Annotated in this window: 14 protein-coding genes; 5 read left to right on the top strand and 9 right to left on the bottom strand. The window is 40.0% G+C overall.

The features are described from left to right. Nucleotides 1-294 precede the first annotated feature (294 nt). The 4 genes from CUR83_RS08165 to CUR83_RS08150 form a co-directional block, all read right to left on the bottom strand. The gene (locus tag CUR83_RS08165) at nt 295-1695 is read right to left on the bottom strand and encodes a GIY-YIG nuclease family protein (RefSeq protein ID WP_223334644.1); all 1401 of its coding nucleotides are present in this window, start codon (nt 1693-1695) and stop codon (nt 295-297) included. Beyond that, nucleotides 1649-3850: a DEAD/DEAH box helicase gene (locus CUR83_RS08160; RefSeq protein ID WP_284719426.1), complete on the bottom strand. Its 2202-nt coding sequence runs from the start codon at nt 3848-3850 to the stop codon at nt 1649-1651. The genes CUR83_RS08165 and CUR83_RS08160 overlap by 47 nt, the downstream gene beginning before the upstream one ends. Nucleotides 3851-3933: 83 nt before the next feature. Beyond that, a complete protein-coding gene (locus tag CUR83_RS08155) occupies nt 3934-4551 on the bottom strand; it encodes a hypothetical protein (protein ID WP_284719425.1) in 618 nt (205 codons plus the stop codon). Nucleotides 4552-4607: 56 nt separating this feature from the next. Continuing rightward, nucleotides 4608-7397, bottom strand: a complete 2790-nt coding sequence (locus tag CUR83_RS08150; RefSeq protein WP_284719424.1) for a class I SAM-dependent DNA methyltransferase — start codon at nt 7395-7397, stop codon at nt 4608-4610. Between the two features lie 166 nt (nt 7398-7563). Here CUR83_RS08150 and CUR83_RS08145 point away from each other — a divergent pair, with 166 nt between their 5' ends. Next, complete coding sequence (locus tag CUR83_RS08145) at nt 7564-8100, top strand: hypothetical protein (protein ID WP_223334636.1); 537 nt, start codon at nt 7564-7566, stop codon at nt 8098-8100. Nucleotides 8101-8578: 478 nt separating this feature from the next. Here the strand turns inward: CUR83_RS08145 and CUR83_RS08140 are convergent, their stop codons facing one another. The 5 genes from CUR83_RS08140 to CUR83_RS08120 all read right to left on the bottom strand — a co-directional run bounded on the left by CUR83_RS08140 (nt 8579) and on the right by CUR83_RS08120 (nt 12810). Then, on the bottom strand, nt 8579-9145 hold the full coding sequence (locus CUR83_RS08140; RefSeq protein WP_284719423.1) for a hypothetical protein: 567 nt from the start codon (nt 9143-9145) through the stop codon (nt 8579-8581). A 69-nt stretch (nt 9146-9214) separates the two neighbouring features. Next, nucleotides 9215-9415, bottom strand: a complete 201-nt coding sequence (locus CUR83_RS08135) for a hypothetical protein (protein WP_284719422.1) — start codon at nt 9413-9415, stop codon at nt 9215-9217. A 38-nt stretch (nt 9416-9453) separates the two neighbouring features. Next, nucleotides 9454-10619, bottom strand: a protein-coding gene (locus CUR83_RS08130; protein WP_284719421.1) for an IS3 family transposase whose coding sequence is annotated in 2 segments (ribosomal slippage) — nt 9454-10361 and nt 10361-10619 — 1167 coding nt in all. Because the reading frame shifts where the segments join, the coding sequence is not laid out codon by codon here. A gap of 52 nt (nt 10620-10671) precedes the next feature. After that, on the bottom strand, nt 10672-10980 hold the full coding sequence (locus CUR83_RS08125; protein ID WP_284719420.1) for a hypothetical protein: 309 nt from the start codon (nt 10978-10980) through the stop codon (nt 10672-10674). Between the two features lie 810 nt (nt 10981-11790). Next, a complete protein-coding gene (locus CUR83_RS08120; RefSeq protein WP_252962493.1) occupies nt 11791-12810 on the bottom strand; it encodes an AraC family transcriptional regulator in 1020 nt (339 codons plus the stop codon). Between the two features lie 174 nt (nt 12811-12984). Here CUR83_RS08120 and CUR83_RS08115 point away from each other — a divergent pair, with 174 nt between their 5' ends. The 4 genes from CUR83_RS08115 to CUR83_RS08100 all read left to right on the top strand — a co-directional run bounded on the left by CUR83_RS08115 (nt 12985) and on the right by CUR83_RS08100 (nt 20079). Further along, on the top strand, nt 12985-14418 hold the full coding sequence (locus CUR83_RS08115; RefSeq protein WP_284719419.1) for a coniferyl aldehyde dehydrogenase: 1434 nt from the start codon (nt 12985-12987) through the stop codon (nt 14416-14418). 109 nt (nt 14419-14527) lie between these two features. Next, a complete protein-coding gene (locus tag CUR83_RS08110; protein ID WP_071001756.1) occupies nt 14528-16288 on the top strand; it encodes a GMC oxidoreductase in 1761 nt (586 codons plus the stop codon). Then, nucleotides 16288-18255 (top strand): alkyl/aryl-sulfatase, encoded by a 1968-nt coding sequence (locus CUR83_RS08105; protein ID WP_071001755.1) that lies wholly within the window; start codon nt 16288-16290, stop codon nt 18253-18255. The genes CUR83_RS08110 and CUR83_RS08105 overlap by 1 nt, the downstream gene beginning before the upstream one ends. 198 nt (nt 18256-18453) lie before the next feature. Further along, on the top strand, nt 18454-20079 hold the full coding sequence (locus CUR83_RS08100) for a long-chain-fatty-acid--CoA ligase (protein WP_071001754.1): 1626 nt from the start codon (nt 18454-18456) through the stop codon (nt 20077-20079). Nucleotides 20080-20104 lie beyond the last annotated feature (25 nt).

Below are 20104 nucleotides of genomic sequence, written 5' to 3'. Positions count from 1 at the left end.
CGGATAGAGGAAATTAACCCCAAATTTATTTAATATGGCAAATATGCTTGTCAGTCTATTTTTATTATTATCAAACCCCGATTTTCACAAAGCCACCTGACAAATATTATGATTAGCAAGTTGTAGTGCTAGCTTTATATAAACAGGCTTAGATGAATTATCACCATAGTATTTTCATATTGTGGTTGATAATCAGTATTTCTATAAATACTATTTATAGACCCGTAATATTATAGGTAATCACATCTGATAACTTTTAAACATATGGATATAAGTTAATGCTGCAAGCGCCCATCACTTCATAACCACCTTGCCAGCCGCACCATCCATGCGATAGTTTTTAATGTCCCCGGCGATAACTAAGTTAATGGCTTTTTCAATCTCATCAAGGGGAACATTGAACCACTCTGTCGCCTTGTAAAGATTATTATCTGCTGCTTTTGAAGATACTTTGACTCTTTGATCATAGAAGAAGGCATGCAAGACCCTTTCCACACTACGAGCATTGGCATCATAGACTTGCCATTCAGCTATGATATCTACGGGCTGTTGCAAGAAAGCGGTATCCCTAATCGAGTGTTTAGTACGCGCTTCTCCTGTAAGGGTTGAGAAGCCAATTTTGTGCAGATGTTTATAGTGCGCTAAATCACTTGGGGTCTCAGCCAGCTTAGCAACATAAATGACACCGGTAAGTTGTCGCTCGTCCCCAAAGTTTTTGGCGAGCTCATCGTCCATCCAGTCAGGATCAGTGATTAATAACTGGTAGCTGTTTTCGTATTTATATTGAGCAGTAGCCAATGAATGTGTGAGCATATTGGACTCTGTACCATTAGAGAATATTAAGCGTAATCTCTCTTGGCTACGGGTATTCTTTCTGGCCTCTGCTTTATAAATATTAGCCACATAGCAAAGCATGCCGTTTAAAACAAATACGCTGCCAATATTGATATCTTTCACTGATGAAAAGTTAGTTTTAGTAAAAGCACCCGTTTGAATGGCTTTAGATATGCGCTCAAAGGTTGCTTCAAATTTATAAAAGTCCTTACATTCGAACCGGCTGGCTATATCTTCGTCATTATATTGATCGTAGCTGGCACGTGTATTGCTCTGATGGTCATTGACTAAGATTTCAGAGTGAATATTGTCAAAAAGTCCTAGGTCATCACTGTTGAAAATATCATCTAGACTATTAATAACAGGTAGCTCGCTAACAGCCTCGGTTACCGGTTCAGCTTCTTTAGTGCTAGCGCTGATTGCGTTTTCAGACCCATCCTCCTTATTCTCCTTATTGCTCACGCTTTTGTCTGAGAGTGTCGGTTTGTCGTCAGACAGGGTAGACGCCGTACTTTGAGCAGTTAGTAAACCATGCTTATCTAAAGCTAGCAGTTCTTGCGAGTTTGCGTGGTTGGTTTGTATGGTCGCTAACAGGCGAGCTTGTATCTTTTCATTAATATCATTGGCACTGCTACTAGGCACGTGTCCCTGTTGATCGATAAAAAGGTTGATAGTGTCAAACTGCTGCGCTAAAACACTATTAGTATCTGCGCTTTTGGTAGTAGGCTTAATATCATCAAGTAGACCAGTACTGTCATTGATAAAAATATCGTCTAGCGTTTTGTACTCACGACTTTGATAGATCTCATCGAGTTTAATCATGACTATTGGCTTCTCGCTTGGCTTTTTGGTTTCTGACATAAGTGATAACCTCAGCCATACGTCGCTCGATAGCGTCCTCTGAGTTTTTATTAGGTTGACGATTTTTATCTTTCATAAATGCAACGATCTTTGGCCACATCAGAACCGCTTCTTCCTCAGTAACAGTAGAGCGGCTGGCATAGACGACGTCATTGATTGTTTGCAATACTTCTTTGTCCACTGTCCTAGAGAGAACTTCATACGCATCATGAAAGGGGTTGACTGATTTCACAAGGTCAATGGGAAGGTTGTTTACATTGACGAACTTACTGCCCACCTTCACAAAACCGTTGCTAGGGTTCGAGTCGTTGCTACTGCTTGATTGAGTTTTGGGGTTATAAATTTTTGCATCAGCTGGCAGGTGGCGCTCTTTAATAATGTCACTTTCATTGAGCTGACCTTTCCGTTCAGCGTTTAGAGTGGCGATATCGACATATTCAGTGCCTTGCTTAATAAAAAAACGCTCATTTTCGATGACCGCATCCTCAGGAATATCCTTACCTTCAACCACGCCACCTTGGCGGTTAATAGCCATATACTGCATGACACCTTCTTGTACTTGCCGTACCTCATCAGTGTCTAGCGCTGGATACTTACTACGAATAATACTAGGGATGACGGAATCTGATACGGCTTCTGTTTCTACGTTATTGGTCTCAGCAGCGATATACTTTTTTATGTTCTCTGTATTTTGGGCTAACTGCGCCAATATCTCATCACGGTCTTGGTTGAGTATCTTCATGACTCGATCGGAGGGAGGGTTTACTGTATCGTCAATGACGATGGTACCTGCCGGCAAGTCGGCCTTGCCTAATATATTCAGCTCACTGCGGCGTTTAAAGTTGATGTTAGGTTTGAGCACTTGCTCCATCAGTAGCGATAGAGTAATGGCTTTTAATAAGTCATTGACAGAGCTTGTCACAGTCGACTTATCCGCTTCTGGCTCAGCGATTAGATTGGTAAATTGAGCATGGTGTTTGCCCGCGCTATCTCGTGTTGAACGGCCAATAATCTGCACCACCTCGGTCAGAGAGCCTCGATAGCCAATGGTCAATACGTGTTCACAATACTCCCAGTCAAAGCCTTCTTTTGCCATGCCAAGAGCAATAATGATATCCATCTGATCGCGAGAGGTAATATCAGCTAAATAAGCCTGAGTGTTCGCCCGCATAGCGTCATCAGTCACTAGGTCTGCGAGTAGCAATTGCTTACCGTCATGTGCGCGTACGGTGATGACCCCAGTCTCTTCATCGCGAGACTCAACCTCACCTATGATGTCGATAATGCGGCCAACAGTTTCATACTTGTCTGTCTCAGCAGTTAAGCTATTGACGTTCGGGATATGGATAATAGTTTTTTTGCTGGTATCCAAGCATTCATCTAAGGCATCAAAAAATGATTTTTTATAAAAGTGATAGCCGAGTCCCAGTGACTTTAAGTATTCATAACCATTCAGCTGTTCGTAATAGGTGTAAGTTACTTTATCGAACTTCTCTTCGTCACTATCTGACAAGATGGGCACTGAATCGCCACGGAAATATGAGCCCGTCATTGCCACAATATGCGCGCTAGTCTGCGTCATAATGCCATCTAGTATCGCGCCCAAGCGATTAGAGTCATCCGCTGACACGTGATGGAACTCATCAATACCGATCAGCACATCGTTAAATAGCTCAATACTGCCGCCATCTTCAATCACTTTGTCAAAACCATATCGAAAGCTATGATGGGTGCAGATTAATACTTGGGGTAGGGCGCTGTCATCTACATCTTGGGTAATAAACTCTGAGAATATCGCAGTCTTGCGCGTATCACTTTGGGCGAGACTTAAGCATAAGTTATAACGATCGGCCACTTCCCAATCAGCAAAAAACCCATAGTCACTGAGCGCTGTTGATTTAAAGGACTTGCCAATACTCATCTCTGGGACGGCAATAACGACCTTTTTGACACCCTGGTTGATGAGCTTGTCTAACGCTAAGAACATCATGGCACGTGACTTACCAGAGGCAGGCGGCGACTTAATAAGCAAATACTGGCTATGACGCTTCTCAAATGCACGCGCCTGCATTTCACGCATGCCAAGCTCGTTGTTCTGTTTACTTTGACCCGTGCGGGCGTAATTTTGATTTAGGATATTAACAGTGGCAGTCATAGTAGATTCATTATAGGTAGAGATGCTTGTAAGGCTGTAGCGTCGTAACAATAAAGCTCATTTGTCATAGCAATAGTGTGAAGTTAGTAGACACAAGTTATCGTATTATCATTACGGTCAAACCTAGCTTTTGAATCATACAAACCGTCACTCATATAGTCTGATGTCTGACGTGTTTTGAAATGCTTCCACACGCTTTGCATGTCTGCATTTTTAGCAAACTTCAGGACGTGTGCACCACCTTCTGACTCAGGTCTAAACTTATACTGATACTCTGTTATAGGTTGTTCTCGGTATTTGACACCATCTGCAAATTTAATATGGTATTCAGTATATTCATAATTAGTATGAATGCTAATATCCTTCATCAGCGGGCTATAACCAGGGGCCCATTGAGAGCGCGGAGTTATAGAAAACTCATAAATCTCATCATTTGCATTCGGTTCTGCAAGGGTCTTCATTTTCATCGATCTATCAATGAATTTATTATGATGTTCATTGATAGAGCTATAAATAGGACCATCACCGATACAGCCATCTTCCATCCATGCAAACAATATAAACATATCGCCTTCAGGAAGGTCTTGACCGTTTTTGCCTTTTAGCGATATAAGATCACTTTGCGATGCAGCTGTTGCTTGACCCGCAGAAAACACGAGTAGGGCAGCAATTGCTGCACTTGGTAATATTTTGGAAATCATAATAAAACGCTCTTTATAAAGGGTTTAAAGTTGTTTTGCATAAATACTAAAGGACGCTACTTATTTTTCTTTTGGGCCTTCTTTTTAGCTTTGCTCTGTTTTTCTGCTTCGATAAGCTGCTCATAGCGTGCCAGCAAATGTGCCAAGCGCTCTTCAGTATTGGCAAAGCCTTGCGGACGATACAGCTTGTCCACCGCATCATCGAGCGTGCTATGCGCTTGCTTTAAGTCGTCAGGCATCTTATCAGGGTCATATAACTCTGCGAGAGTCATGCCAGCATTGTTAGCGCGAGCGAGTAAGATTTCTTCTGCTAAGGTTTCAATATGCTGTTTCTGATCGTCTGTGGCGTCAGGGAAGGGGAAGGTGTTGTATATGATAGTCCCAGAGTATCGGTAATCACTTTTTAGGCGACCAGCAACCAATCGCATCCAATCATTATGAGAAAGAGAGTTTAAAATGCCAAAATCAAATAGCGTGCCATTAGGGATCATTTGATTAGCATCTGATGATATTATTGTATGGTCAAAGAAACCCATTGGTACGTATTTACGACGTTCTGAGGAAACCCTAGGTACAAGAATATAGTTGCCTTCTTTAGGTTGAGCTATTTGTCGAAATAAATGTGGATATTTGGCATAATCCCTAGTTGATTCTGCATCGCTATTTTCTCTTAAGTTTTTCACTCCATCTAATCTTTCTTTGATTAAAGGATATTTAACCAGACTTTTTAAGTCAGCACCCTCGAACCATAAGCACCACCTTTGCTGGCTATGTAAAAATTCTTTTGCTCCTAAAATTTGTTTTATATATTGTTTTGAAGATGGTTCGTTGAACTCAAAATTACTTTTCTCACTTTCATCTAGATATAAAAATCCACCATCAGTAGGTTTATTACCGAATATCATTTTAGTTCTTGGCTGAATGGGTTTTCTTAACGCCTCTACAGTAATATTGCTTCCTGATACGAGATATGGGCTAATATTTTCTACTTTCTCACTATGCCATGATTTATTAACAAGCTTATATATTGTTTTATTTTTGCGACCTTGAGTAGAAAGACCAATAATAATCACATGTACAGCCGCATTGTGCTTAGCATTGTTAGTCCAAGGGAACGTTTGATAAGCAAAGCGAATATGGATACCTAATTTGAAAATATCAGGGAATAGCATGGCTACTTGCTCACCTTGAGCAATTGAGTTAGTAGATACCAAAGCAAGCTCGGCATTAGAGTTAGCAATATACTGTGAACCTTTCCAAAACCAAGAGGACACATAATCTAAATATTTAAGAACTTTTTTTCCAAAAACAATTTTCATGTCTTCAGCTTGTTCGTCAGTTCTATTGGTTGTGCCCCCAAACGGTGGATTCCCAATAATATAAATCTCATCAGTACTATTATTTGGACAGACCTCATTCCAATCGACACGTAAGCTATTGCCATAAACGATGTGCCCACTGTCTTTAAGCGGCAGCATTGGCTGAGATGCACCGAACTCTTGCTCGAATAGCACATTCATTTGATGTTCAGCGAGCCAGAGTGAGAGACGCGCTATTTGACTGGCAAAGTCGTCATACTCGATACCGTATAGATTATCCAAGCTGACCACACTATCAAAGCCTAGACCTAATAGATTGTCATTAGAGCCTAGTAAATCGCGTTGTGCCTTTAATATATCGATCTCTAGTTTGCGTAACTCTTTATAAGCAATGATCAAAAAGTTCCCTGATCCACACGCTGGGTCAAATACTTTGATTTGGCTGATACGCTTAAGTAGGGCATCTAAACGCTCGGCTTTGTTATTCTTGTGGCGATTGTCATAACTTAATGCTCTCACCGCGTCTAGCTCTTCATGTAGCTCATCTAAAAATAATGGCTGAATCACCTTCATAATATTGCTAACGCTAGTGTAATGCTGACCTAAGCTGCCACGTTGCTCAGGGTCAATGACTGCCTGAAACATGGAGCCGAAAATATCAGGGTTAATCTCGGCCCAGCTCAAACGTGCACACTCTAACAAGATACGGCGGGTACGTGCATCAAACTCCGGGATGGCAAAGGGATATTCAAATAAGCTACCGTTGACGTATGGGAAGGCGCTTAGATGGGTGGGCTTGGTATCGCGCTCAGCGCTAGACTCAGGTAAGTTGAGAATGTCAAACAGCTCATACAAGACGCTATCGACATCGCTACCATCTATATTGGTAGTGCCATCGATCACATCATGGAACTGATCTGGCTTAAAGATACCCGTATCTTCGGCATAAAAGCAGAATAGTAGTCGCGTTAAGAATATATTGAGCGCATGCAAGTCATCAGCAGTATTAAACTCGTTGAGCTTACGAATATGGTCAAACAACCGCCCCATCTTTTCAGACGCTTGTACATCAGCCGGATGCTCTGAGTACTCACGAGCACGCTCTAGGCCGGCAAGTGGCAATAGGAAGTGGTAGTTTTTATAGAGATCAGCAAAGTCGCAGTCGAGCGTCTCATCATATTTAGTATCGTTAATCAGTACGGTGTTGAAGTCTGTCACCATCACCATGCGGATTTTGTGCTGACTAATAATTGGGCTGCTTACCACCTCACTTAGCGCTTTAGCAAGGTCTTGGCCTGCATCGATAGGCTTAAAGTAAATGCGCTGCTTATTGGCAACCTCGCCAGCTTCAGGATTGGCTGCGACGTTAAAACGACCGTCATTTTTTTTGAGTGATGTAATAGTAGATTTTGAGACATCTAGCAGCGTTAGGAAATCAAAGATAAAGTCTTCTTTCTTATTCTTATCAATGACTTTAGTGGTTAATTTTTCTAAATCTTCAAAAAACTGGGTTTGGTTGAATGCCATGGTTGTCTCTATAGATGATTTACTAATATAAAAAAGTAGGCTAATGTGCAATTATAGCGCTATCTTATCGTATTTGAAGGCTTAAGTGTTCTGAAAAATAGGGTGGATATAGTGTTTTATTGCTTATTAATTTAATACGCTACAAGTTTATCAACAGGGATTAACGATGATAGTGGGTACTGAGTTTCAAGGAGATTCTATTCGTATAGGAATGATCCAGCATGACAGCTACGGAGAAGCATTACGAATCATCATTGACTTTGCTATCGATAAGCATCGCCATGCCGAAAGGGTGGTTGATGTCCGTACAGAACTTAGTGACTTGCGAGATGAGCTGAATAGTTTTGATCATAGAACTTTGCAGTGGTTGCATGATCGTATGGCGGTTGCTTTTCGCATGGACTACTGTCTTAACGCAGATTTATTTACTTATAGTACGCCAGATCCACACACGCCTGCACAGACGGTGTCGTTTTGGCTTGATTTTTTAAGAAAAGAGCTTGCAAGGATGTTTTCTCATCACTTAGAGCTACCCCGATTGATACTTACTGCTGCGGCTTATCCAAACCCTGATAAGCGAGGGATGAAGGCAGAGGATGAGATTTATGAGCTGACTAGACGACTATATCCTGAAATGGAAATGAATCATTCTGAGGGTGAGAAAGGTACAGTCGATCTGTATCAAAGCAAACCCCAATATTAACAACATCACCTGAGAAAAGTGGATTTCATACCTCAGCCTTCTATGCTATACAAGTAATAGTATGTAGGGGTTTTTAGACTTATCAGAGTAAATAAATTAATGGTATATGGAGATGTTATTAATATTTTGAACACCATGGTTTTGGGGTACGTGCCATCTGCTAAGGTATAGTTTAAATTAATATTTGATCTATAGTTAGCTGAATGTAAAACTGTTATGGATTTAAACGCGCTACTGGTATAAATTTTACTTGCGTGCTGCGTTCCTAGAGGCTGCGCAAAATTCATCCCAGTAGCGCTATGACATTTTTAGAGTGTATCGACTACACTCTAGCATTGAACCATTCTTCGCTATCGATGTTAGTTTTAAAACTATACTTTAATAAAAATAAACATCAGATCAAAATTTTTTAAAATTATAATCTCTCAAGCTAATGTCTACGGATTTGACAGCAGAAGTCACTACTCAAAAAATCTATTTACCAAAACTCACAGGTGACGGTTTTATTTTTAGGGTTGTAAGTAGCCCCTCTTTTTTCCATCTCACCCCAGTATTCCATGGTTCGAGTTTGAAAGTTCGGCATAATGGTAGGTATAGTCGCAGTCGGTGCAAACTTTAAAACATTTTCACCACCTGATGACTCAGGTATAAAACTGAATTTATACTCCTCTAGAGGCTGACCGCGATAGGTAACGCCTTTGTTAAAAATAACCCGATATTCAGTGTATGGTTCACCTTTCTTCATTTTTACATCTTTTATCATATTTCGATATTCTGATAACCATTTCGCCTTCGGCTTTACAAAGTCTCCAGAGGCCTTTTGACCTCTAATACTCTCTATAAATGCTGTGCCTTTAGCAGCAATCTTTTTATAAGGCGGTTTTTCACCAGAACAAGCATCTTCCATCCAACCAAATACATGGACCATATCATTACTTTTATAGCTGCTGACACTTTTAGAAGAGTTAGGAGCAGCTAGAGTAATAGTAGATAGTAAAGATGCAGTCGTTAATAAGGCCAAAGAAGTTATAGATACGGATTTCATAAGTGCTCCAGTAGATAAATATAGGTAGTTAAAGTAGAGAGTAAAGAACGCATTATAGCCGAATAATTATTAGGAGATGCTGCTAATAAATTCATAAGGTACGCAGAAAGCAGTGTCTTTTTTGATGTACTTGAAACATTGTAAAACATCAGAAAAATTAGGACTTTTCTTTTCATAGCGACTTTCTATTTCTTTATCAGAAATTTTTTTAAATGTCTTATGATGTAAATTTATTATTTCAGCTGCTTTACCATTGACTGAGTGACCCATGCTGTCAAATCCGTAGAACCAAACTTGGGAGATTTTAATTACGCAGCCTGACGATAGTAGTCAAACCACACCTGTCTTGGCGCTCGATAGCCCAAGCCCTTTTGAATCCTAGTCTGATTATAATACAGCTCAATATACCCAATGATATCGCTAATGGCTGCAAACCTCGTTTTATAATCTTGATGATATACTAGTTCATTCTTCAAGACGCCCCAGAAGCTTTCTATAGGTGCGTTGTCATAGCAATTACCTTTGCCGCTCATTGAGCCTGTAAACTTATGCTGCTCGATAATCTTATGGTACGCATGGCTACAATATTGGCTACCTCTATCTGAATGAACAATCAGTCCTTGAGTAGGTCGTTTGTTCTTGATTGCCATATTGAGTGCACGGCATACTAAATCAGCGGTCATGCGCTTATTGATAGCGTAGCCGACAAGCTCTTTGGTGTATAAATCTTTCACTCCAGCTAAATATAACCAGCCCTCAGCAGTCCAGATATAGGTAATGTCGCTGACCCATGCTTCGTTAGGACGCTTAGCGTCAAACCTCTGATCTAAAACATTGTCATAGACCAGCTTGTTGTGGTTTGAGTCAGTAGTGACTTTAAAGCGCTTATGACGACGGCATTTGATGCCGTGTTCCTCTTTGATGCTTCTTACCATATACAGGCTAATGTTGTGGCCTTGTTTGCTTAGATGAGCATGCAATCGATCTACGCCATAACGTTCTTTCATTTCACTGTGAGCGGCTTTAACTAGTAGCTCGCACTGATTGCGGTGTACCTGCTGTTCGCTGATGTCACGACTTAGCCAATCGTAGTAGCTTGAGGGCTTAACGCTTAATACACGGCACATAGTAGTGGTGCTAAATATCTGACGATTGTCTTTGATAAAAGCGTACTTTACGGGCTGTTTTTCGCGAAGTACGCGGTCGCCTTTTTTAGAATCTCGCGCTCCTCTTCAGCCACTTTGAGCTGACGCTTGAGCTGCTTTATTTCTTGAAGAGCACTCATAAGGTCAGGATCATATTGCTCTGTGCCAACAAGCTTGCCTTGATTGGCTTTGTTATGCCAGTTTGATAGCGTTTGCATGGCAATACCTAACTGCTTTGCAGTAGCTGAGATATTGCCATTATTATCTGCTATCTTCTTGACAGCTTCAGCTTTAAATTCGTTACTGTAGGTTCTTAATTTCTTGGTCATGGTAAACTCCTATAATTGTGCTTAGTTTACCAAGTTTAGTTGTACGGTTTCTTCAGCATAGCTCAGAGATACTTTTTTTTAAATTTTGGACGTTTCCATTTTTATCAAAATCAAACGTAGCATTATTGACGGTACGATAAGTACTACCATTAGGCAGTTTAAAATTTAGTTGGCTAATGGCATAACTCATGCTCCCTCCTACTGCACCATCGTAAGTACAAGACTTTGCAATAACCTTCTTCTTACTAATAGAGTCAACGATGGTGCATTTGGTGTTACCATTAATATCACCCATGCCGGCAATAGCATTAATAGAAAGTAATAACAATGGAGTAACCATCAGTGTTTTTTTGAGCTTCATGACTATATCCTTTTATGGTTTTTAATTTCAGACAAAGTAAATGATAGCCTTGCTGATGAGTTGATTATAGCGTCTGAAATACTGATTATTTTTCTAACCGATGAACGGTTGCCAATCGAATTTGAATTCCTAATGCATATCCCCGTTTTTAGTAGTTAAGGCTATTAGTCGGTTTCAGAGCTTAAGAGGTTAAGAACAAAAATAATAAAGTAAAAACCCAAACCCCAAGACCCCATCTTTGAGCTCATCATCTAGTAAAATTCTAAAAAATAATGACCTCTTAAAGCCATATCAATTGTGGCTTTAAGAAGTTTTTTTGTGCTTAAAATAATCTGAAATATCTAAAACTAGTAGCTATTCTCCAATTTTAAGCACCACAACGCTAAAGCGTTTAACACCTACGTTATTACTGGATAACATAAATTATATTCACTATTTTTATAAAAATGACGAAAAATAATAAAATTAAGGTTAGGCAAAAACTTGTCAATCCTATTAAGGATGATTTGTATGTACATTCGTATGCTAGAGTCTCTTTATGTGTTTGGCAGGGATTGAGACCTAAAACGTCTTATATCAAAATTCGACATTAATAGCGTCACATAAGAAAATTAAGTTTCATAGTCCAGCCCTATGCACTATATAAATAATAGAAGCTAGAAATAGAGATTAACTGCTAAGCTAGCAGTATGATTCACCTATGAAAAAGACATGTTTTAGCGAAAACCAAATCGCTAATGTATTAAAACAGGCATAACTCTAGTGGTCAACTAAGTTAGGAGCGCATATGGGTAGTTAAACCATAATTAACTATGTTACTAATACCTTGGAGCTGTCCTTCCATTCTGTTGGCGTAATACCAAACCAGCTTTTGAATTGTCGGCTAAAAACAGACAGCTCAGCATAACCCAGCTGAAAAGCCACGTCCGTTAGGCTGACGTCGCCAGTATTAATAATTCGCACTGCTTCCTTTTTTCGCACTTCCTCTAATAAGTCTCTGTAAGTAGTCCCTTCGTTTTTCAGTTGACGTTGGACTTTTTTGGGATGCTGTCCTACGCATAACGCAACATTTGCCATACTACAATCAGCAGTAGCTAGTAGCATCTTCATAGAGCTTTCTATCAAAAATATATCATCATGAGTACAGGTACTGTTTTCATTTTCTAGCTGTTGCACAATCAGTTGATTCACCAAATTATCTTCAAAGTAGTGCGGTTTGTAGCTTAAATAAACAGTAGAAAAATATATCGCATTCTTTTTGGTATTGAACTCGACCGGGCATCCTAATACTTGGGTTAATAACTTTTTTGATTGAGGTGATGGATTTTGTTTTAATCTTACTTTTTCTGGACGCCATTTTGGACCAATTAAATCTTTTAAAATATTATAAATTAAGCATATAGATAGCTGTGATTTCTGTGCTCTATCTATGTTCTGTGTATTTTGACGCACTACATCAAGCTCGCATAATTTATCAGAGACCTCATTGATCTGGAAAACAAAACTTTCAGCATGACTATAAATATATTTTTGTGCCACAAGTAATGCTTTGGCTATGTCAGTTTGTTTAGACATGTAGACGCCAATCAACCCTATCGTCTGGATACTCTGCTTGGCGCCAAGCTTTAAACCAAAACATTCCTCGTTACAGACAATCGCTGCCAGCTCTAATAAATTAATATATTTATCATGATCAATCAGAGAATTTGGTTCGCGTATCACAGAAGGTATTAAGCCTATCCTATCAAAGATATTTGTAGGGTCTTTTCCATAGCTGCGAACCAATTCTTCAAAACCGTTTAGACCTGCCGCTCTGATGTAGCTACCCATATCACCCTCTATTTTGTCTCAAGTAGTTAATTTAATGTCCTATATAATCAATTTTTTGTCCTAAAATGTCAAGAAGTGATAAGTAGGTTTTGCTACAGTAAATGAATAAAGATTCAACTTATCCATTAAAACCTCATTGAATCAACCTCATACCGGCTGTAAAAGGAAGTTTTTATGAAAGCCAACTTCGATTCTATTGACCTAGAAAGTCAATTACACGATTGCCTACAACAGCAAAAGAACTATGCAACTATAGAAGGTATCGAAAGCATTGCAGTCAGAAAAGCGCATTTATTAAGTTTAAAGGCAATTATTAATGATCACCGTGAAGCATTAATTGAAGCCGTCAATCAGGACTATGGTAATCGTTCAAGACATGAGACTTTGCTAGCTGAAATTATTACGGCAACAGATGACATTAATAGCAGTATTAAACATTTAAAAAAATGGACCAAGGTACAAAAGCGCAAAGTGGACTTGAGCATGTACTTTGGTGCAAAAAATCGCCTGATCCCGCAACCTTTAGGCGTTGTTGGCTTAATAGTGCCATGGAATTTTCCTATTAATTTACTATTTTCTCAGCTTTCAGCCGTTTTTGCTGCTGGCAATAAAGCAATGGTCAAACTATCGGAGAACTCGCGTCACTTAGCTGCTTTATTGATTCAACTGATTCCGCAGTATTTCGAACCTGAAAAACTACAGATTTTTGACGAAACGGGCGGGGTAGGTGTTGCTTTCTCTAAGCTACCTTTTGATCATCTTATATTTACCGGTTCTGGCGCTACAGGCAAAAAGGTTATGGCAGCGGCGGCAGAGAATTTAACAGCAGTCACTTTAGAGCTAGGCGGTAAATCACCTGCGGTCATTGATCCCAATTATCCTTTGACAAAAGCAGTTGAGCGCCTCATGTTCGTCAAACAATTCAATGCTGGGCAAATCTGTACCACTATCGATTATTTATTTGTACATAAGTCACAAAAAGATCACTTTATCCAAGCGGCTAGTGAGTGGGTAGGAAAGCATGTCCCTGATATTCATCATAAAGACTATACCTCAATTATTGATGATCGCGCCTTTCAGCGTTTGTGCCACTGTGTGGAGGAAGCAGAAAATAAGGGCGCTACAGTCATCAACTTAAATAATCAACAAGCAGATAGCTCAGCGCGTAAATTTCCACTGACTTTGATTTTTGATAGTACTGATGAGATGGAAATTGATACTAGAGAGACCTTTGGTCCGATTCTGATGGTTAAGACTTATCTTCAGCCTGAAGAGGTCGTCACTTACATCGCTCAGCGCGATCGTCCGTTAGCCTTTTATCCGTTTAGCCAAGATAAAGCTCTAGTTAACTTTTATATCAATAACGTGATGTCTGGCGGCGTATCGGTAAATGATGCTTTATTTCATGTCGGTCAACATGACTTGCCGTTTGGCGGAGTTGGCGCTAGCGGTATGGGCCATTATCACGGTTACGAAGGATTTTTAAACTTCTCAAAGATGCGACCTGTATTTTATCAAGCTAGCTTTTCAAGCTTAAAGTTTTTGGCACCGCCCTACGGTAACCTTGCCGATCGAGTTCTGAAGTTTTTGACCCATGCCAAATCTTAGTGTAGAGAGCCATACTCAAATACAATCCTACACTTCAATCTTTAAATTATCGAAAAACTATCTGTATCAACTAAGTGACAAAACGCAAACTATTAAAGGAGTTAATAGCATGTTAAATAAGGATGTTAAACCACAGTCAGAGCCACATTTTGATTTTGATCAAATCATTATTGGTTCAGGGTTCGGCGGTTCTGTCAGTGCATTACGCCTAAGTGAAAAAGGTAATAGCGTGTTAGTCCTTGAAAAAGGATTGCGCCGAGAAGATCAGGATTTTCCCAAAACCAACTTAGATACCAAAAACTACCTATGGGTACCTGAATTAGGTATGCAAGGTACCTTGCAGATGAGTTTTACCAACAAAGTCACTGTCGTGCATGGTGTAGGCGTTGGCGGTGGATCGCAGATATATGCCAATGTACATCTTATCCCTGATGATGAAGTCTTTAAGTCTAAGGCTTGGACGCGGCTGCGTAGCGATTGGAAAGAGACGCTGTTACCATATTATGGCTTAGCACAGCGGATGCTTGGCACTGCCAAAAATACCTATACCAACATCGCTGATGATACCTTACAACAAGTCGGCCAAGAGATGGGGTACGGTGACAGCTACAAAACGGTCAACACTGGAGTATTCTTCCCGCTACCAGACGGTGAGAGAGGCAAGATTGTAAAAGACCCTTATTTCAATGGCGACGGTCCAGATCGTCGAACCTGTCAGTATTGTGGCAACTGCATTATTGGCTGTCGATATAACTCTAAAAATACCTTAATGAAGAATTATTTGTATTTTGCCGAGCGTAATGGCGTTGAGATACGCCCTAGTTCTGAAGTCGTCAAAATCATTCCGTTAAATTACGATGGTAGTGATGGCTATGAGCTTATTGTGAAAGAAACGCTTGGTAAAAAAGTGCGCCAGTATAAATTACGTAGCCGAGGGGTTGTGGTATCTGGCGGCGTCATGGGCACAGTGCCGTTGTTACTCAAAATGCGGGATAAATATAAAACGCTGCCAAACATCTCATCCGAATTAGGACAGGAGATTCGCACTAACTCTGAAACCTTAACCACTGCCAATGACACCCGTGAAAAAGTGGACGATGGAGTCGCTATTAGCTCATTTATATCTGTCGATGAAAATACCAATATGGAAGTCAATCGATTCCGAGAAGGCTCAGATGGTACTTGGCTATATGTGCCTTACGTGCCGATGGTCACAGGACCTAGGTTTATAAGGATTGTGAAGTTCTTGATTAATAGTTTAATTCATCCGTTAAAGACTGGCAGAATGCTGCGTCCAAAAGGCAAAGCTCGTAGTTCTATTTTGTTTTTGGTGATGCAAAAATCTGAGGCTTTTATTCATTTAGAGTGGCGACGCAAATGGTATCGCTTTTTTAAAAATGGCATTACTGCTGTACAAAAAGCCAATGACACCCCGTTGACAGTCTCTTTTCCATCAGCTGAAAAAGCAACTCGATTATATGCTGAAAAACTAGGCGGGGAACCAGGATCGTCATTGAGTGAAGTCCTACTAGGAACACCAACGACAGCGCACATCATGAGTGGGGTTTCAATGGGAACCGACGCTTCCAATGGTGTCGTAGATTTTTCAGGGGAGGTTTTCGGTTATAAAAATTTGCGAGTGCTCGATGGATCGATCATTCCAGGAAACCTAGGAGTTAACCCATCTTTGACCATTACCGCCCTCTCAGAGTTTGCCATGAGTCAGATTCCTGTGTTTTCGGAAGAAAAAGCTTCTAAGGTTAAACGTATTCAATTCAGTGAACCGCTTGTAGGACAAACCTCTCATATCAAAGGGATAGGAGATTTAGCAAGTGACTTAAACCGAGTAAAAGAAAAGGAGTTCGTATAATGATTAAGAAAATTTTAGTAGCCGCAATTTCGGGCACATTAATAATAGGGGCTGCACAAGCAGACGATAGTTTGAGTAGTAAACCTGCAAGTAAATTTACTATGCAGCAAAACTATGCCGTATTATCACAATTGCCATTTAATGACAAACAGGATTTTGAATTTGCTGCTAAAGGACTAATTGCAAAGCCTGAGTCGAAGCAAATAAAAAACGCAAAAGGAGAGGTTGTCTGGGATCTAGCGCAATTTGATTTTTTGGATCAAGGTAAGTTCATGGCTTCAATCAATCCAAGTCTACAACGTCAAGCCAAGCTCAATATGAACTATGGTCTCTTCAAGGTAACCGATCGAATTTATCAAGTTCGTGGTTTTGACCTGACCAATATTACATACATTCAAGGTGATACAGGTTGGATTGTTTTTGACCCACTAACCGTTCCAGAAACAGCAAAAGCCGCACATGCTTTGGTGACCAAGCATTTAGGAGATCGGCCAATTAAAGCCGTCGTTTATAGTCATGCTCATGTGGATCATTTTGGTGGAGTGGAAGGCATTATCAGCAAAAATCAGGTAGATAAAGGCGAGGTGCAAGTCATTGCACCACGTGATTTTATGGAGCATGTCGTTAAGGAAAGTGTACTTGCAGGCAATGCTATGGCGCGGCGTGGCTCATATCAATACGGCATCATGATACCTAAAAATCAATATGGCGTGGTGGATGCAGCTTTAGGTAAAGGAGTGCCTACTGGTTTGGTGGGTTTGATTGCGCCAACTTATATCGTAGAAAAAGATCAAGAAACTTTAAATATTGATGGTGTAGAAATGGTGTTCCAAAATACACCAAATACAGAGTCCCCATCAGAGATGAATACATGGTTCCCTCAGTTTAAAACCTTATGGATGGCAGAAAACACCGTCGCAGGTATGCATAACTTGTACACCATACGTGGCGCAGCAGCTCGGGATGCCTCTATGTGGAGTAAAAGCATCAACGTTGCATTACAAAAATTTGGGGTGAAGGCGGATGTGTTAATGGCTTCCCATCATTGGCCGCGTTGGGGTAAAGAAAATATTGTGAAGTACATGGAAAAGCAACGTGACATGTATGGTTATTTGCATGATCAGAGCCTACATTTAGCAAATAGTGGGGTAACAATTAACGAAATTCATAACGAATTTAAGATGCCTAAAGCTTTGGACCAAGAGTGGTATAACCGCGGTTATCACGGTTCAGTCAGTCATAATGTGCGAGGTGTAGTCAATAAATATATAGGTTATTACGACGGTAATCCAGCTACCCTAAACAAACTCAGTCCAGAAGAGGCAGGTAAGAACTATGTGGCTTTGGCGGGTGGTGGTGAAGCGTTATTAAGAAAAGCGAAAGTGGCTTTTGACCGTGGTGAGTATCGCTGGGTTGCAGAACTGATGAATCATTTAGTATTTGCAGAGCCTGACAACATAAAAGCAAAATCCTTACAAGCAGACACTTTGGAACAACTAGGCTATCAGGCTGAAAGTGCAGGATGGCGAAATGCTTATCTATCGGCAGCTTATGAATTACGTCATGGTGTGCCTAAAGAGGTCAAAACGACTCAAGTTGGTCCAGACCTCGTAATAGCGATGGATACAGAGTTGGTATTTGACTACATGGGTGTGCGCTTAAATGCTGAGCGTGCGCTAGACCAAGCGTTTAAAATCAACTTTGTACTGCCAGATCGCAATGAAAAGATCGCCTTAGAATTAAAGAATTCACATTTAAATGTGATGGCCAATACTCAAGCACCTGATGCTGATTTGACTCTCACTTTAAATCGTGAAGATTTTAATAAATTGTTAATAAAAACAGCCTCTTTTGAGACGTTAGTGGCACAGGGGAAAGTACAGCACCAAGGTGATTTAAAATTGGTTCAGCAGTTTTTCTCTATGCTAGATGACTTTGAGTATGGGTTTAATCTGGCAACACCTTAATAAGGTGAAAAATAACTTAAGTTCACTAATAAAATTTAGATAGTTCATAGTAATGGTTTTCGTAAAGTGATATTTATCAGCTTTTCATGGGTATGTTCATAGCTGTTTTTTAAACTGCTTTGTAGTATTGAGCGAAGCACTTTATTACAGCAGATAATATCAAATGGCTGATTGTTATTTGAAATAAGGATATTTTATATGTTAGGAAATATGATGTTTAAACCGCTGCTGATTAGCAGTTTAATTGAACATGCTGCACACTACCATGGCGATACAAAGATTTTTTCTAAAGAGGTGGATGGTCACATCGTTGAAACCACATGGCTAGAAATTTCTAAAAATGCAAAAAGGTATGCAAATGCATTAAAAAGTCTAAACCTACAACCGAATGATAGAGTAGCTACAATAGCATGGAACAACCATCGTCATCTAGAATCTTGGTATGCAATTTCTGGCTCAGGTATGATATGTCATACTATTAACCCACGCCTATTTCCTGAGCAATTGACGTATATTATTAATGACGCGAATGATAAGGTTTTAATGTTTGATAAGACATTTGTGGCTTTAATTGCATCTATCCAAGAAGAGATTCCAAACGTCCAACACTTTGTTTGTATGAGCGAAGCAGATCCTGAGATCACTAAGGTTTTGCCAGGCGTAAAATTCTATGATGAGTTAGTTGCAGCACAAAAAGCAAGTTTTGAGTGGCCTGAGTTTGATGAAAATACAGCAAGTTCATTATGTTATACCTCTGGAACTACAGGGAACCCAAAAGGAATTTTATATTCACATCGATCAACGGTTCTACATAGTTTTGTAACCTGCTTCCCTGATACTATTAGTTTATCTTCACGCGAAATTGTCCTTCCCGTAGTTCCGATGTTCCATGTAAATGCATGGGGTATTCCCTATGCATCTGCAATGGTTGGATGTAGCTTAGTACTACCAGGGCCAGATTTAGATGGCAAAAGCTTAGTTGAACTCATTGATCGTTATGACATTACTATGGCTTTGGGTGTACCAACGATTTGGCAAGGGCTTTTAACATATGCTCGAACTTCAGCTACCAAGCTTAAGAGTTTAACAAGAACTGTCGTGGGTGGTTCTTCTTGTCCACCATCAATTATTTCAGAATTTAAGGATCGCTATGCTTGTGACACTATTCATGCATGGGGAATGACTGAAACAAGTCCGCTAGGTACGATTAATCAGTTGAAGGCAAAGCATGGTGAATTGTCTGAAGATGAACAGCTTAAGATCCGTTTATCTCAAGGGCGCCCACCTTTTGGTGTTTCTATCCGTATTACAGACGAAGAAAATGGAACTAATCGTTTAGCTGAGGATGGACGACAGACAGGACACCTACAGATTAAAGGACATTGGATTATTGAGCATTATTATAACAAAGATATGGCCTTACTAACTGAAGACGGTTGGTTTGATACAGGCGATATCGCTTCAATCGATAGTGATGGTTATCTCAGTTTAAGTGATCGTGCCAAAGACTTAATCAAATCAGGAGGTGAGTGGATTTCATCTGCTGAACTTGAAAATATTGCATTAGAACATCCAGGAGTTGCGATGGCAGCTGTAATTGCTGCTGTGCATCCGAAATGGGATGAACGCCCAGTTTTAATTGTAAAAAAACATAGCGAGAATCAAGCTACAGAAGAATGCGTTCTGCAGGTTTATCAGGGAAAAATTGCTAAATGGCAGATACCTGACAAGGTTATCTTTGTTGATGAAATTCCAATTAGCGGTACTGGAAAAATGGTAAAAAAGGATTTACGTGAGAAGTATAGTCGAATTTTATTTGAATAGCTAAGAGGCATGAAACTCCAAGTTT

The organism is Psychrobacter pocilloporae, from assembly GCF_029872915.1.
Classification (GTDB): Bacteria; Pseudomonadota; Gammaproteobacteria; order Pseudomonadales; family Moraxellaceae; genus Psychrobacter; species Psychrobacter pacificensis.
This window is presented reverse-complemented; position numbering and strand designations above follow the sequence as displayed.

Excerpts from the sequence above, each read along its gene's own strand:
- CUR83_RS08160 (WP_284719426.1), bottom strand. The coding sequence starts at position 3,850 with ATGACTGCCACTGTTAATATCCTAAATCAAAATTACGCCCGCACGGGT.
- CUR83_RS08150 (WP_284719424.1), bottom strand. The coding sequence starts at position 7,397 with ATGGCATTCAACCAAACCCAGTTTTTTGAAGATTTAGAAAAATTAACC.
- CUR83_RS08100 (WP_071001754.1), top strand. The coding sequence starts at position 18,454 with ATGTTAGGAAATATGATGTTTAAACCGCTGCTGATTAGCAGTTTAATT.
- CUR83_RS08165 (WP_223334644.1), bottom strand. The coding sequence starts at position 1,695 with ATGTCAGAAACCAAAAAGCCAAGCGAGAAGCCAATAGTCATGATTAAA.
- CUR83_RS08115 (WP_284719419.1), top strand. The coding sequence starts at position 12,985 with ATGAAAGCCAACTTCGATTCTATTGACCTAGAAAGTCAATTACACGAT.
- CUR83_RS08110 (WP_071001756.1), top strand. The coding sequence starts at position 14,528 with ATGTTAAATAAGGATGTTAAACCACAGTCAGAGCCACATTTTGATTTT.
- CUR83_RS08125 (WP_284719420.1), bottom strand. The coding sequence starts at position 10,980 with ATGAAGCTCAAAAAAACACTGATGGTTACTCCATTGTTATTACTTTCT.
- CUR83_RS08120 (WP_252962493.1), bottom strand. The coding sequence starts at position 12,810 with ATGGGTAGCTACATCAGAGCGGCAGGTCTAAACGGTTTTGAAGAATTG.
- CUR83_RS08145 (WP_223334636.1), top strand. The coding sequence starts at position 7,564 with ATGATAGTGGGTACTGAGTTTCAAGGAGATTCTATTCGTATAGGAATG.
- CUR83_RS08105 (WP_071001755.1), top strand. The coding sequence starts at position 16,288 with ATGATTAAGAAAATTTTAGTAGCCGCAATTTCGGGCACATTAATAATA.
- CUR83_RS08155 (WP_284719425.1), bottom strand. The coding sequence starts at position 4,551 with ATGATTTCCAAAATATTACCAAGTGCAGCAATTGCTGCCCTACTCGTG.
- CUR83_RS08140 (WP_284719423.1), bottom strand. The coding sequence starts at position 9,145 with ATGAAATCCGTATCTATAACTTCTTTGGCCTTATTAACGACTGCATCT.
- CUR83_RS08135 (WP_284719422.1), bottom strand. The coding sequence starts at position 9,415 with ATGGGTCACTCAGTCAATGGTAAAGCAGCTGAAATAATAAATTTACAT.